The sequence below is a fragment of the Rhodanobacter spathiphylli B39 genome (genome assembly GCF_000264295.1).
GTDB lineage: Bacteria > Pseudomonadota > Gammaproteobacteria > Xanthomonadales > Rhodanobacteraceae > Rhodanobacter > Rhodanobacter spathiphylli.
Map to the genome: position 1 here is coordinate 1 of NZ_AJXT01000173.1, position 400 is coordinate 400.

1 protein-coding gene is annotated in these 400 nt (G+C 62.8%); it reads right to left on the minus strand.

Features of this window, described 5'->3' with window-relative positions:
• Positions 1 to 389 (minus strand): transposase (locus UU7_RS17280; protein ID WP_238530981.1); only part of this gene is annotated, 389 nt, incomplete at its 3' end.
• Positions 390 to 400 lie beyond the last annotated feature (11 nt).

Below are 400 nucleotides of genomic sequence, written 5' to 3' on the forward strand. Positions count from 1 at the left end.
ACGATGGATTGACCGCTGTCGGGATCGCGCACACGTACGCGACGCAGGACACAGGGATACTTCGCGCGAACCACATCGCGCACCAGCACCACGGTCTGATCGCAACCGATCAGCCGGCGATCCGCCACCGGCTGGGAATAACGTCGTCGCACGCGCAAGTTCTTCTTCGTGCGCATGAGGAAGAACGCGCCCTCGCAATGGAAGTGATACAAGCGCTCGAAGTCGAGGTAGGCACGATCCATCACATAGATCGCGCCGGGCTCGGGCACCAGCTCGTCGAGCATGTGCACATCGTGCTGGCGCGACTCGGAAAAGCTGATCACCGTGGGGATGGCGCCGCGTATGTCGAGCAGCGTGTGGAGTTTGAGGCCGCCACGACCAGGATGCATGGCACGCGCCC